Raw genomic sequence first — 12965 nt, forward strand, 5'->3', positions numbered from 1 at the left:
CCTAGACTGGAGGCCATGAGCTCTCCCGCCACCACCGCCCCCCGCCCGGACGGCCGCGCCGTCGACGAGCTGCGCCCCATCACCATCACCCGGGGCTGGTCCCGGCAGGCGGAGGGCTCGGCCCTGATCGAGTTCGGGAACACCCGCGTGCTGTGCACCGCCTCCTTCACCGAGGGCGTGCCGCGCTGGCTCAAGGGCGAGGGGACCGGCTGGGTCACCGCCGAGTACGCGATGCTCCCGCGGGCCACCAACGAGCGCAGCCAGCGCGAGTCCGTCAAGGGCCGGATCGGCGGGCGCACCCACGAGATCTCCCGCCTGATCGGCCGGTCCCTGCGCGCCGTCATCGACCTGTCCGCCCTGGGGGAGAACACCATCGTCCTGGACTGCGACGTCCTCGACGCCGACGGCGGCACCCGCACCGCCGCCATCACGGGCGCCTACGTCGCCCTCGCCGAGGCGGTGGCCTGGGCGCGGCGCGAGGGGATCCTCGCCAAGGGCGCCGCCGTCCTCAAGGACTCCGTCGCCGCGGTGTCCGTGGGCATCGTGGACGGGGTGCCCGTCCTCGACCTGCCGTACGTGGAGGACGTGAAGGCGGAGACGGACATGAACGTGGTCGTCACCGGGGCCGGGGAGTTCGTGGAGGTGCAGGGCACCGCCGAGGGCGCGCCGTTCACCCGCGCCGAGCTGGACACCCTGCTGGACCTGGCCCTGATCGGCACGGGTGAGCTGGCCCGCATCCAGGCCGAGACCCTGGCCGCCGCCACGGAGGACCGGGCGTGAGCGCGCCCGCCGCCTCGTCGGCGGGCCTGCCGGAGGGCGCCCGCGTCGTGCTCGCCACGCACAACGCGGGCAAGGTGCGCGAGCTGCGGCAGCTGCTCGCCGGCGCCGTGCCCGGCCTCGAGGTGGAGACCGCGGTGGTGGACGCGGGCGCCGTGGGCGCCCCGGACGTCGTCGAGGACGGCGTCACGTTCGCCCAGAACGCGCTGAAGAAGGCCCGCGCCGTGGCCGCGCACACCGGGCTGATCGCCGTCGCGGACGACTCCGGTCTGGCCGTGGACGTGCTGCACGGCGCCCCCGGGATCTTCTCGGCCCGCTGGGCCGGGCGTCACGGGGACGACCGTGCCAACCTCGAGCTGCTGCTGGCCCAGCTGGCCGACGTGCCGGACGAGCATCGGGGTGCCCAGTTCGTGTGCGCCGCCGCGCTCGCGGTCCCCAGCGGCCCGGACGCCGCGGGCGCCCGGGCCATCCACGTCGAGCACGTCGAGCACGGCCGCCTGCCCGGCACGCTGCTGCGCGAGCCCGTGGGGGACGGCGGCTTCGGCTACGACCCGATCCTGCGCCCCGAGGGCCGGGACGTGTCCACCGCGCAGCTGAGCCCCGAGGACAAGAACGCGATCAGCCACCGGGGGCACGCCTTCCGCGCCCTGCTGCCCTACCTGGTGGACGCGCTCGACGCGCGCCCGTGAGCGGCGGGCGCGCCCCCGTGCCGGGGCTGGACTTCACCGCGATCGACTTCGAGACCGCCAACGGCTTCCGCGGCTCCCCGTGCGCCGTGGGCGCCGTCCGGGTGCGGGACGGGGTCATGGTGGACCGTGCCGAGTGGCTGATCCGTCCGCCCGTCGGCTTCGACCGGTTCGATCCCCGCAACGTGCGCATCCACGGCATCACCGAGGACCGCGTCCTGGACGCCCCCCGGTTCGCGCAGGTGTACGACGAGCTCGCGGACTTCGTGGGGACGGACGTGCTCGCGGCGCACAACGCGGGCTTCGACGTCGGCGTCATCGAGTCCGGCCTCGAGGTCTCCGGCCGGGACGTGCCGGGCCTGGAGTTCGTGTGCACCCTGGTGCTGGCGCGCCGCGTCTACGACCTGCCCTCGTACGCCCTGCCCTCCGCGGCGCGCGAGGCCGGCTTCACCCCGGGGCGCCACCACGACGCACTGGCCGACGCCGAGGCCTGCGCGGCCATCCTCGTGGACATCGCCCGGCGTGTGCTGGGGGCGCAGCCGGCCGACGCGGACGTCCTGCCGGGGCTGACCGAGGCGCCGGCCGGCCGCGGCGTCGACCGCCTGATGCGGGCCCAGGGGCTGAGCGTCAGCGTCCTCGCCCCCCGGGCGGCGGGATCGGGCGCCGAGTCGAAGGCCACCCGCCAGGCCCGGCGCACCGAGGGCGTCTTCGACGCGCGGGTCCCGCTGCGGGACGAACGCGCCATGCCGGACTTCATGCGCTGGCCGGACGAGGGCGTCAACCCGCCCCCGAACCCGGCCGCCGACCCGGGCCACCCCCTGTTCGGCCAGACGGTGGTGTTCACGGGCGGCATCGGCATGTCGCGTCAGAGTGCCAAGACGCGCGCGGCCGCGCAGGGTGCGCAGACTGCGAACCGGGTGGGCGCGGCCACCACGATGCTCGTCGTCGGGGACGGCTTCGAGGCCGCGGACCTGCACCGCCCGCGCGCCGATGACGAGGCGCCGCAGGCCGTGACCACGGCGCTGGCGCACCGCAAGACGCGGGACGCCCTGCGCCGGCGGGACCGGGGGCAGGCCATCGCCCTGGTCTCCGAGGGGGAGTTCCTGCAGATGCTCGACGGGAACTGGCCGGACGCCGCGCGCTGAACCGCTCAGGTGGTCGCGGCGCTCCAGCGCCGGGCGGCCTCCAGGACGACCTCGCGCTCGGCGATCCACCCCGGGACGGAGGCCTCGGCCGCGGCGCGGTCCGCGGGGTCGTGCGCGCCGAACACGGCGGTGCCGTGCGCCGCGCCGAGCACCTGCCCGGCCAGCGAGGCCGTGGAGTCGGAGTCGCCGTCGTGGTTCACGCCGATCCGCATCGCCAGGGCGAGCGCCGCCGCCGGATCGGCCGGGTGCGCCGCCTGCGCGGTGAGCGCGGCATACAGCGCGATGGCCAGGGCCTCCTCCGCGACCCAGCCCTGGCCGAGCGCGGTGGGGAGGGCGCCGGGGGCGCCGGGGTCGGCGTCGACGGTGTCGGCCAGGTCGACCGCCGCGGCGACGGCGGCGCGGGCCTCCTCGGCCTCCTCGCCCAGGCTGTCGAGCCACGCGCGGGCGTGCGCGACCGCGGCGGCCAGGTCCAGGCCGCGCAGCAGGGCCGCGATGACGAGGGCGTACGCGGCCGCCGCGACCCACGCGGTGGGGTGGCCGTGCGTGAGGACGGCCCCCTGGCGGGCGAGGGACACGACGTGCGGGTCCTCGAGCCCCGGCACCATCCCGTACGGGGCCGAGCGCATGACCGTCCCGCAGCCCTTCGAGCCCGGGTTGTGCGGGTCGCCCGGCAGGCCCATCCCCGGTTCGGCGAGCCCGCTCAGGCACGCGGTGCCCGGCGCGCGGCGCACCTTCAGCTCCGCGTGCGCGTCGATCCAGCGGGGCGGGGCCGGGGGAGCGCCCTCGGGCAGCGCGCCGTCCTGCGTGGCGAACCAGCGCAGGCACGCGAGCCAGACGCACGCGGCGGGATCGGCCGGGACGCCGTCGTTCTGCCACTCGATCCACTCGAGCAGGCCGTCGAGCACGTACAGCGTCAGCTGCGTGTCGTCGGTGATCGGGAGGGCGTGGGCGCCCTCCTGGGCGAGCAGGTCCGCGGCGTCGGTGACGCCGGCCGGGCCGTGCACCGCCGCGATCCCCGACGCGGGGGTGAACTCGACGACGCCGCCCAGCGCGTCCCCGGCGGCACCGGCCGCGAGGAGGGCCAGGACCCGGTCGGCGTGCTCGGGGCCGGGCAGGGGTGTGGACGAGGAGGCGGTGGGCTCGGGCGCGGTGGCGGACATGTCGCCATCGTACGAGCCGTGCGGCGTCATGCTTATCCCGTCCGCACCCTCCCTAGAGTGGGCCGCATGATCCTGCTGCACACCTCGGACTGGCATCTGGGCCGGTCGTTCCACGGCACCGGGCTGCTCGAGGCCCAGGAGGAGGTCCTGGACGCCCTGGTCGCGACCGTGACGGAGCGCGGCGTGGACGCCGTCCTGTTGGCCGGGGACGTGTACGACCGCGCGCTGCCGCCGGCGGACGCCGTCCGGCTGCTGGACCGGACGCTCACCCGGCTGCACGCGGCCGGTGCCCAGGTGGTGCTCACGAGCGGCAACCACGACTCGGCGGTGCGCCTCGGCTTCGGCGGCGAACTCCTGGCGGCCGCGGGCGTGCACGTGCGCGCGGACGCGGCGGAGCTGGACCGCCCGGTGCTGCTCCCCGAGCCCGGGGTCGACGGCGGCGCGGGCCAGACCGTGGCCGTCTACGGCATCCCCTACCTCGAACCGCGCCACCAGGGACCGGCCTGGGGCGTGGAGCCCCACCACACGGCCGTGCTGACGGAGGCGGTCCGCCGCGTCCACGCCGATCTGGCCGCCCGCCGCGCCGAGACGCCGGGGCCGGTGGCCGGCGTCGTGCTGGCCCACCTGTTCGCGGCCGGGGGCCACGGCTCCGAGTCCGAACGGGACATCGGCGAGGGTGAGCACGTCGAGCCGGACGCCCCGCCCGAGATGCTGGTGGGCACGCTGGGGCAGGTGCCGGTCTCCGTGTTCGAGGGGCTCGACTACGCGGCCCTGGGCCACCTGCACGGCCGCCAGCGGCTGGCCGAGCACGTGCGGTACTCCGGTTCTCCGCTGCCGTACTCCTTCTCCGAGGCGGGCCACCGCAAGGGCGGCTGGCTCGTCCACGTCACGGGCGGGGCCGTCACCGGCGTCGAGGCCGTGGACTGGGACGCCGGGCGGCGCCTGGCGGTGCTGTCCGGGCCGATCGAGGACCTGCTGGAGTCCCCGGAGTTCGCGTGGGCGGAGCAGTGCTGGGTGCAGGTCACCGTCACCGACGACGAACGCCCCGAGCGGGCCCTGGAGCGTCTCAAGACGCGGTTCCCCTCCGTGCTCGTCTTCCGCCACGAACCGGCCGGCGGGAGGCGGGCCCGGGAGCGGACCTACGCCCAGGTCCTGCGGCAGGCGCCCTCGGACCACGCGCTCGCGGTCGGTTTCGTGGACCACGTCCGGCAGCGGCCGGCCAGCGAGGCCGAGCAGGACCTGCTGCGGGACGCCCTCGAGGCCGCCCGCGCGGCGGAGGTGCGCGCATGAGGATCCACCGGATGCGCCTGGAGGGGCTCGGGCCCTACGCCCAGGCGCAGGACGTCGACTTCGACCGGCTCAACGCGGGCGGCCTGTTCCTGTTGGACGGGCCCACCGGCGCGGGCAAGTCCACGGTGCTGGCCGCGCTGTGCTTCGCCCTCTACGGGACCGTGCCGGGCGGGCGGTCGGCCGAGTCGCTCGTGACCACGCTGCGCGAGCCCGGCGCGGTGATCCCCGAGGTGCAGGTCGAGTTCACCGTGCAGGGCCGGCGCTTCGAGGTGGTCCGCTCGCCCAAGCACGAGCGGCCCCGCCGGCGACGCAGCGCGGCGGGCGGCGCCACCGTCACCACGCAGGCCACGGTCTCCCTGCGGGAACGCGTGGACGGGGAGTGGACGGCGCCGCTCACCCGGGCGGACGAGGTCGGCCAGCAGATCGCGGCCGTCCTGCACCTGGACGCCGAGCAGTTCATGCAGGTGGTCCTGCTGCCCCAGGGACAGTTCGCCCAGTTCCTCATCGCGAAGTCGGATGAGCGCCGCGTCCTGCTGCGGCGGCTCTTCGGCACGCAGCGCTTCGACGGCGTCGAGGAGCACCTGCGCGTCGAGACGGCCCGGCTGGACACCGCGGTGGCGGTCGACGCGGATGCCGCCCGGACCGCCCGGGCGCAGCTGGCCGAGGCGCTCCACGAGGCGCTCGGCCCGGACTGGCATGCGCCGGAGCCGTCACCGGACACGGACGACCGGCTGCTCGTCCTCGCCGCCGAGCGTGCGGGTCGCGCCCACGAGGACGCACGGGCCGGCCTCGCCACGGCCCGCGCCGCGGAGCAGCGGGCCCGGGTGACGGTGCGTGAGCTGGAGACCCGCGGGCGGGACCTGGCCGCGGCCGAGGCATGGGCGAGCCGTCGACGCGACCACGACGCCGAGGCCGAGACCGCCGCCGCTCGGCGCCGCGCCGTCGACGCCCATGAGCGTGCCGGGCGGGTGCTCACCGCCGGGCAGCGGGCCACCGCGGCGGCGGACGCCGCCGGCACCACGTCGGAGGCGGTGACGGAGGTCCTGGCGCACGTCGAGGACGAGCCGACCGCGGCGGCGTGGCTCGCCGCCGCCCGGGCGGACGGGGCCGCCGACGCGCCCGCCTCCCGCCGGGCGCTGGGGGAGGCCGAGCGCGCCGCGGAGGCGGTGGCGCGCTCCGTCCGGGACCGTGACCGGATGCGCGAGCTGGAGCAGGAGGCGGCCGCCGCGGCGGAGCGGCGGGCCGAGATCGACCGCGACCGCGCCGCCCTGGTCGAGTCCCGCCCCGAGCGGGAGGCGGCCGTCGCGGCACTCCGCTCGGCCGTCGAACGCGGCACCGAGCGTCTCGGTGTCCGGGAGGCCGTGGACCGCGCCGTGGACGAGGCCGCCGCGCGCCGCACGGCCGCCGAGGCCGCGGCCGCCCGCGCCGTCGAGGTCGAGACCGCGGCCCGGGCCCACCGGGAGGCACAAGAGCGGCGGAGTGAGGCCGCCGAACGGCACGTCGGTCTGCTGCGTGCCCGGTACGAGCAGGCCGCCTCCGAACTGGCGGAGCGGCTCGTGCCCGGCGAGCCGTGCGCCGTGTGCGGCTCGCCCGAGCACCCGGCCCCGGCCGCCACCGCGGACACCACGGTGACCGAGGCGGACGTGCGGGACGCCGAGCAGGCCCGCACCGCGGCCGACCGGGCCGCGACCGACGCCGAGACCGCCCTGCGCGCCGCCGAGCAGACCCTCCGCACGGCGCGCGAGGCCGCAGCCGGGCTCGCACCCGAGGCCGCGCGAGAGGCGCTCGATCGCGCCGAGGCCGAACGGGCCGCGCTGGACCAGGCGGCGAAGGACCTCGCCGCGGACCGCCGCCGACTGGCCGCCGCCGAGAAGGAGCACGCCGGGGCCGACGAGACCGCCGCCACGCTCACGGCCGAGGACGGCCGGCTCGCCGAGGCCGCCGCCCACCGCGCCGCCCGACTGAGCGAGCTGCGGGACGCCGTCGAGGCCGCCCGCGGTGACGCCGAGACCCTCGACGCCCGCCGCGACCAGGTCACCGCCGCACGCCGGGTCCTGGCCGCCCTCGCTGCGGCGCAGGACGAGGACGCGCGCGCCCGGGCGGTCGCCGACGAGACCGGCCAGGCGCTCACCGCCGCGCTGGCCGAACAGCACTTCGACGACGTCGACGCGGCGCGCGCGGCCCGCCTCGAGGAGACGGAGGCCGCCGCCCGCACGGCCGCCGTGCAGGAGTGGGACGCCGAACGGGCCCGCCTCGCCGAGCTCGAGGCGAGCGAGCCCGTCCGCCGGGGCCGCGCCCTCGCCGAGGCGGGCGTCGAGCCGCCGACCGAGGAGCAGACCCGCGCCGCCGCCGAGGCGCTCGCCGCGGCCGAGGCCGCGAGCTCGTCCCGGGCGACGGCGGTCGGTCGACTCGATTCACTGGTCGCCACGGTGCGCCGACAGTCAGCTGCCCTGACCGAGGTCCTGGAGCGGTCTGCCGGGCTCATCGCCGAGCACACGCGGGTGCGGGGGCTGCTCGACCTCGTCCGCGGCGGCGGGGAGAACCTGCTCAAGATGCCGCTGACGAGCTACGTCCTCGCCGGGCGGCTCGAGGAGGTCGCCGCCGCGGCTACCGAGCGTCTGCTCGCCATGACGGACCAGCGGTATTCGATCGAGTACTCGGACGCCGTGGGCGGGCGCGGGAACAAGGGCCTCGAACTCGTCATCCGGGACCACTATGTGGACGAGACGCGCCACCCGGCCACGCTCTCGGGCGGCGAGACCTTCATGGCCTCCCTCGCCCTCGCCCTGGGGCTCGCGGACACCGTGCAGGCCGAAGCCGGCGGTATCGAACTGGACACGCTCTTCGTGGACGAGGGCTTCGGCTCGCTCGACGCGGACACCCTCGACGACGTCCTGGATGTCGTGGACACCCTGCGGACCGGTGGCCGGACCGTGGGCCTCGTCTCCCACGTCGAACGGATGAGGCAGGAGATCGGTGTGCGCCTCGAGGTGCGCAAGGACCGGCGCGGCTCGAGCCTCGCGGTGCACGACGGCGCCTGAGCGGCGGGGGTGCGCCCCGCCGCCCCGGCCCGCGCCACGCGTGAGGTCAGGCCCGGTGCCACCGCCGGCGGAGGCGCTGCCGGAGTCGGCCGAGGCGTCCGGCGTCGAGCTCGGACGGGGCCGCCCATCCCTGCTCGGCCCGGCGCTCCTGCTTGGCCGCCCGCTCGGCCGCGACGCGCTGCGCCTCCCGCTCGGCCGCGACACGGCGCTCCTCCTGCAGGCGGCGCTCCCCGCGGACCTCGGTGAGCCGGTACAGCACGGGCACGAGCACGAGGGTGAGCAGGGTGGAGGACACCAGGCCGCCTACCACGGCCACCGCGAGGGGCTGGGAGATGAACCCCGCGTGCCCCGTGACGCCCAGGGCCATCGGGGTCATGGCCAGGACGGTGGCCAGGGCCGTCATCACCACCGGGCGCACGCGGTTGAGCGCGCCCACCTCGATGGCCTCGTCCAAGGTCATTCCGCGGTCGCGTCGGTACTGGTTGATCAGGTCGATCAGCACGATCGCGTTCGTCACCACGATGCCCACCAGCATGAGCAGCCCGATCATCGTGGACAGTCCCAGGGGCGTGCCGGTGGCCAGCAGCGCCAGGAACACGCCCGTGGCGGCGAAGGGGATCGACACGAGCAGCACGAGTGGCTGGCGCAGCGAGTTGAACGTCGCCACCAGCACGACGTACACGGTCGCCACGGCGGCCAGCAACGCCAGCCCGAGGTCCCGGAACGTCTGCGCCTGCTGCTCCGCCGCGCCGCCCACGGCCGCCGTGACGCCCTCGGGCAGGTCCAGCGCCGCCACGGCCTGCGTGACCCGGCGTGAGACGGCCCCGAGGTCCTCGTCGTCCGGGGTCACCGTGACGACGGCGGTCCGCTCGCCGTTCGAGGACGTCACCCGGGCGGGCACCGACACCCGCGAGACCTCGGCGAGGTCTCCCAGCGGCACGGGCCCCTCGGCCGTCTCCACGGGCACCTGGCGCAGGGCGTCGAGGGACTCGACCGGCTCCGGGTCACCCAGCTGCACCGCGAAGCTCTCGAACCCGAAGCGGACCTCGCCCGCGGGCACGGCCTGCAGAGCGACGGCGGCCTGGCCGGCCACCGCCTCCTCGGTCAGGCCGAGCCGGGCGGCGGCGACGGTGTCCACGTCCACCTGGAACGTCGGGCGCAGGTCCGAGGCCGGCGTCGTCACCTCGCGGGCGCCCTCGACGGGCCGCAGCGCCTGGGCGACCTGATCGGCGGCCGCGGTGAGGGCCTGCGGGTCGGGGGCGGAGACGGACACCTCGATGTCCTGGCTGCCGCTCGGCCCCTGCTGCGTGGAGACGGACACGTCGCCCACGCCGTCGAGACCGGTGAGCTCGGCGCGCACCCCCTCCTGGAGGGCCACCTGATCCGCATCCGGGTCGGTCACCACCGTGAACCGCGCCCGGTCCGCCGAGGAGCCGCCGAAGGCCCCCATCGGACCGGCGGCGGTGCCGGCCGTCCACTGGACGGTCTCGACGCCGTCGGTGTCCAGCAGCACCCGCTCGATGCGCTCGGCGGCGGCGGCCGTCGTCTCCAGCGACGCCCCCGGCTCCTGCTCCGCCGTGACGACGAACGAGTTCTGTCCCGAGTCGCCCAGGAGGTTCGTGGGGATCAGCGGGACCAGCGCGGCCGTGCCGGCCAGCAGCGCCAGGGCGGCGGCGAGGGTGACCACGGTGTGCCGCTGCGTCCAGCGCAGCACCGGGCGGTAGGCCCGCGTGAGCCATCCGCCGGCCGCCACGGGCCGGTCGCCGGCGACGGCGGGCGCGGCCGCGGTCTCGGCCCCGCGCCGTGGGGCGCGCAGGAACCACCAGCACAGCACCGGCACGATCGTCAGGGCGACGACGAGCGAGGCCAGCAGGGCGACCGTGGCGGTCACGGCGAAGGGCCGGAACAGCTCGCCGGCCAGGCCGCCCACGAAGGCGATGGGCAGGAACACGGACACGGAGACCAGGGTGGAGGCCGTGATAGCGGTGGCGACCTCGCGCGTGCCGTCCAGGATCGCGGTGCGCCGGTCGGCGCCCAGGCCGAGGTGCCGGCGGATGTTCTCCACCACCACGATCGCGTCGTCCACGACCCGGCCGATCGAGATCGTCAGCGCCCCGAGCGTCAGCGTGTTGAGGGAGTAGCCGAAGGCCGCCACCCCGATGAGGGCGGCCAGCAGGGACAGCGGAATGGACACGGCGGTGACGAGGGTGGAGCGCACCGAGAGCAGGAACACGGCGATCACCAGCACGGCGAACGCCAGGCCCAGCAGGCCCTCCTGGAACAGCGTGTCGATGGACTGCTGGATGAACGGGGCCTGGTCGAACACCACGGTCAGGTCCGCGCCGCCGCCCACCAGGGACGCCAGCTCCGGCAGGGCGTCGCGCACGGCCTGCGAGACCGCCACGAGGTCGGCGTCCGGGGTCGCGGTCACGGAGACGGACAGCGTCGGCACCCCGTCGGTGCGGGTGAGGGACGTGGGGGCCGCGGCCACGAGGGTGACGTCGGCGACCTCGTCCAGGGTGCGCGGTTCGCCGTCCCCGGAGGGAGCGACGACGATCCCGCGCAGGCCCTCGAGGTCCTCGACGGCGGAGCCCGCCTGGACGGGATAGGTGGTCGCGCCCTCGGTGACCTGGCCGACGGGGAAGAGGCCGGCGTTCTCCTCGAGTGCGTCGGTGATGTCGGAGGTGGTCAGCCCGGCGGCGGCGAGCGCGGCCGGGTCCGGGACCACGGAGACGTTCTCGTCTGTGCCGCCGAGGACGTCGGCGCCGCGGACGCCGTCGATCTTCTGCAGCCGCGGGGCCAGGACGTCCTCGGCGCGGCGGCGCAGGGTGTTGAGGTCCTCGTCCCCGGACAGGGCGAGGAAGAGCACCGGGAAGTCGGAGACGGAGCCCGCGAAGGACGAGGTCTCCGCCTCCTCCGGCAGCTGCGGCCCCAGGTTGGCGACCACCCGGTCCACCTGGGACCGGGCCCGGTTCAGGTCGGTGCCGTACGCGAACTCCAGCTGGACCGCGTTGAAGCCGGACTGCGACGTGGACCGCGAGGATTCGAGGCCCTCCACGGCCTGCAGGGCCGTCTCGAGGGGCTCGCCCACCTGCGCGTCCACGACCTCGGGGGACGCCCCCGGGTAGAGCGTCGAGACGGAGATGACGGGCAGCTCGAGCGGGGGGATCAGCTCCCGCTTGAGCTGCCCGGCGGAGAGGACGCCGAACACCGCGATGAACACGGTGACGAGCGCCACGAGCGCCCGCCGGCCGAGTGAGAACCGTGCGAGCGCTCCCATCGCGGCGTCAGGCCAGCTTCAGTGCGGCGTCCGTGACGGTGCGGACCTCGTCCAGCAGCGCCGGGTCGTCGTTGAGCGTGTGGCCCAGCGACGGGATGAGCTCCTTGAGCGTGCCGTCCCAGCCGGCCGTCTTCGCGGGGAAGCAGCGCTCGAGCAGCTTCACCATGATGGGGGCAGCGGTGGAGGCGCCCGGCGAGGCGCCGAGCAGGCCGCCGAGCGAGCCGTCCGCGTGGGTGACGACCTCGGTGCCGAACTGCAGGACGCCGCCGAAACGGCCCTTGCGCTTCATCACCTGCACGCGCTGGCCCGCGGTGATCAGCTCCCACTCGCCGCCGTCGGCCTCCGGGTAGAACTCGTGCAGCGCGTCGATCTTCTTGTCCCGGGACTTCAGCACCTCGGTCACGAGATACTTGGTCAGGTCCACGTTGTCCTTGGCCACGTCCAGCATTGTGGTGAGGTTGTGCGGGCGCACGGACAGCGGCAGGTCCAGGTAGGAGCCGGTCTTGAGGAAGTTCGTGGAGAACCCGGCGTAGGGGCCGAACAGCAGGGAGCGCTTGCCGTTGACGAACCGGGTGTCCAGGTGGGGCACGGACATCGGGGGGGCGCCGACGGCGGCCTGGCCGTACACCTTGGCCATGTGCTGGTTGACCACGGACTCGTCCGTGCAGCGCAGGAACTGGCCGGAGACCGGGAAGCCGCCGAAGCCCTTGATCTCGGGGATGCCGGACTTCTGCAGCAGGGGCAGGGCGCCGCCGCCGGCACCGACGAAGACGAAGCGGGCGCGGTCCACGACCTCGGAACCGGCGGCCTTGTTCTTGACCTTGACCTCCCAGCGGCCGTCCGTGCCGCGGGTGAGGCCGGTGACCTTGTGACCGAAGCGCACCTCGGCGCCGGCGCCGGCCATGGCCGTGACGAGCTGGCGGGTGAGGGAGCCGAAGTCCACATCGGTGCCGCCCGTGTGGCGGGACGCCGCCAGGCGCTGGCCCGACTCGCGGCCCTCGATCAGCAGCGGGGCCCAGGCGCGGATCTGCTCCGGGTCCTCGCTGTGCTCCATGCCGGCGAACACCGGCTGGGCGGACATGGCCTCGTAGCGGGCGCGGAGGTAGTCGGCGTGGTCGTCGCCCCACACGAAGGACATGTGCGGCAGCGGGTTGATGAAGGACTTGGGGTCCTTGAGCGTGCCGTCCACCACCAGGGAGGACCAGAACTGGCGGGTGATCCAGAACTGCTCGTTGATGCCCAGCGCCTTGGTGACGTCCACCCGGCCGTTCTTGTCCATGGGCGAGTAGTTCAGCTCGCAGAGGGCGGCGTGGCCGGTGCCCGCGTTGTTCCACGGGTCAGAGGACTCCAGACCGGCCTGGTCGAGGTTCTCGTACAGGGCGATGGACCAGGTGGGCTCGAGCTTCTGCAGCAGCACGCCCAGGGTGGCGCTCATGATGCCGCCGCCGATCAGGACAACGTCGTGGGTGGCGGTGGACGAGGTGGTGGGCACGGTCAACTCCTGAAGCAGAACGACGGCGGGTGGGCGCACTGGAACCGGGCCGAGCAGAGGCGGTCGGGCCGAGCGCCGTGAGCTCCCACTGTAC

The 12965-nt window shown here is 75.6% G+C and carries 8 protein-coding genes; 5 read left to right on the forward strand and 3 right to left on the reverse strand.

What is annotated here, in order from left to right; translation table 11 throughout:
- Positions 1-15 precede the first annotated feature (15 nt).
- From rph to MLUT_RS15720, 3 genes are read left to right on the forward strand one after another with little or no spacing between them, the layout of a single operon-like run.
- Positions 16-780, forward strand: coding sequence for a ribonuclease PH (gene rph / locus MLUT_RS15710; protein WP_010078996.1), 765 nt, complete (start codon positions 16-18; stop codon positions 778-780).
- Complete coding sequence (locus tag MLUT_RS15715; protein WP_010078995.1) at positions 777-1466, forward strand: non-canonical purine NTP pyrophosphatase; 690 nt, start codon at positions 777-779, stop codon at positions 1464-1466. Before rph ends, MLUT_RS15715 begins: the two co-directional genes overlap by 4 nt.
- Positions 1463-2608, forward strand: coding sequence for a 3'-5' exonuclease (locus MLUT_RS15720; protein WP_010078994.1), 1146 nt, complete (start codon positions 1463-1465; stop codon positions 2606-2608). The genes MLUT_RS15715 and MLUT_RS15720 overlap by 4 nt, the downstream gene beginning before the upstream one ends.
- Positions 2609-2613: 5 nt before the next feature.
- Here the strand turns inward: MLUT_RS15720 and MLUT_RS15725 are convergent, their stop codons facing one another.
- On the reverse strand, positions 2614-3768 hold the full coding sequence (locus tag MLUT_RS15725) for an ADP-ribosylglycohydrolase family protein (RefSeq protein ID WP_010078993.1): 1155 nt from the start codon (positions 3766-3768) through the stop codon (positions 2614-2616).
- 66 nt (positions 3769-3834) lie between these two features.
- Between MLUT_RS15725 and MLUT_RS15730 the strand changes: the two genes are divergently transcribed.
- Positions 3835-5058 (forward strand): exonuclease SbcCD subunit D, encoded by a 1224-nt coding sequence (locus MLUT_RS15730; protein WP_010078992.1) that lies wholly within the window; start codon positions 3835-3837, stop codon positions 5056-5058.
- Positions 5055-8099: an AAA family ATPase gene (locus MLUT_RS23435; protein WP_082229694.1), complete on the forward strand. Its 3045-nt coding sequence runs from the start codon at positions 5055-5057 to the stop codon at positions 8097-8099. The genes MLUT_RS15730 and MLUT_RS23435 overlap by 4 nt, the downstream gene beginning before the upstream one ends.
- Positions 8100-8145: 46 nt before the next feature.
- Here MLUT_RS23435 and MLUT_RS15740 read toward each other — a convergent pair whose 3' ends face one another.
- Both MLUT_RS15740 and MLUT_RS15745 read right to left on the reverse strand, forming a co-directional pair.
- On the reverse strand, positions 8146-11379 hold the full coding sequence (locus MLUT_RS15740) for an efflux RND transporter permease subunit (protein ID WP_010078989.1): 3234 nt from the start codon (positions 11377-11379) through the stop codon (positions 8146-8148).
- Positions 11380-11386: 7 nt separating this feature from the next.
- Positions 11387-12871, reverse strand: coding sequence for a malate:quinone oxidoreductase (locus tag MLUT_RS15745; RefSeq protein WP_010078988.1), 1485 nt, complete (start codon positions 12869-12871; stop codon positions 11387-11389).
- Positions 12872-12965 lie beyond the last annotated feature (94 nt).

The organism is Micrococcus luteus NCTC 2665 (assembly GCF_000023205.1).
GTDB classification, from domain to species: Bacteria; Actinomycetota; Actinomycetes; order Actinomycetales; family Micrococcaceae; genus Micrococcus; species Micrococcus luteus.

Coding starts and splice junctions, on each gene's coding strand:
- MLUT_RS15730 (WP_010078992.1), top strand. CDS start 3,835: ATGATCCTGCTGCACACCTCGGACTGGCATCTGGGCCGGTCGTTCCAC.
- MLUT_RS15725 (WP_010078993.1), bottom strand. CDS start 3,768: ATGTCCGCCACCGCGCCCGAGCCCACCGCCTCCTCGTCCACACCCCTG.
- MLUT_RS23435 (WP_082229694.1), top strand. CDS start 5,055: ATGAGGATCCACCGGATGCGCCTGGAGGGGCTCGGGCCCTACGCCCAG.
- MLUT_RS15740 (WP_010078989.1), bottom strand. CDS start 11,379: ATGGGAGCGCTCGCACGGTTCTCACTCGGCCGGCGGGCGCTCGTGGCG.
- rph (WP_010078996.1), top strand. CDS start 16: ATGAGCTCTCCCGCCACCACCGCCCCCCGCCCGGACGGCCGCGCCGTC.